Raw genomic sequence first — 504 nt, 5'->3', positions numbered from 1 at the left:
TAGGCCCTCCCCCGCTGACGCTGAGCGTGCTGCTGCCCGAGCCCGCCACCAGACTGGCCGGCGAGGCCACGGCCACTAGCGTGCAGGCAGGGGGAATACTAACATTAACAGTGACCTGTGTGGCCGTGCAGCTGCCACAGCTGGTGCAGGCTACGGAGTAGGTGCTGGTGCTGGGGGGCGTAACCGTTAAGCTGCTGCCCGTACCCACCACACTGCCCCCACTCCTCCAGCTATAGGTGGCAGCAGTCCCTCCCCCGCTGACGGTGAGCGTGCTGCTGGAGCCCGCCACCAGGCTGGTCGGCGAAGCAGCCGCCACCAGGGTGCAGGCGGGCGTAACGGTGAGCGTCACCTGGGTGGCCGTGCAACTGCCACAACTGGTGCACTCCACCTGGTAAGTCGTTGTGTTGCCAGGGCTCACGCTCAGGCTGCTGCCCGTGCCTACCACACTACCCACGGTCTTCCAAGTGTAGGTGGCAGTAGGCCCTCCCCCGCTGACGCTGAGCG

At 66.7% G+C, this 504-nt stretch carries 1 protein-coding gene; it reads right to left on the bottom strand.

The genetic code is table 11. The annotated features are described in order from the left end of the window. A partial coding sequence (locus J2I47_RS26400) for an Ig-like domain-containing protein (RefSeq protein WP_207367625.1) occupies positions 1–504 on the bottom strand: 504 nt, incomplete at both ends.

It is taken from the genome of Fibrella rubiginis, from assembly GCF_017353185.1.
In the GTDB taxonomy this organism is placed as follows: domain Bacteria; phylum Bacteroidota; class Bacteroidia; order Cytophagales; family Spirosomataceae; genus Fibrella; species Fibrella rubiginis.
Note: the sequence above shows the minus strand (reverse complement) of the source record. Positions and strands in the feature narration are given on the sequence as shown.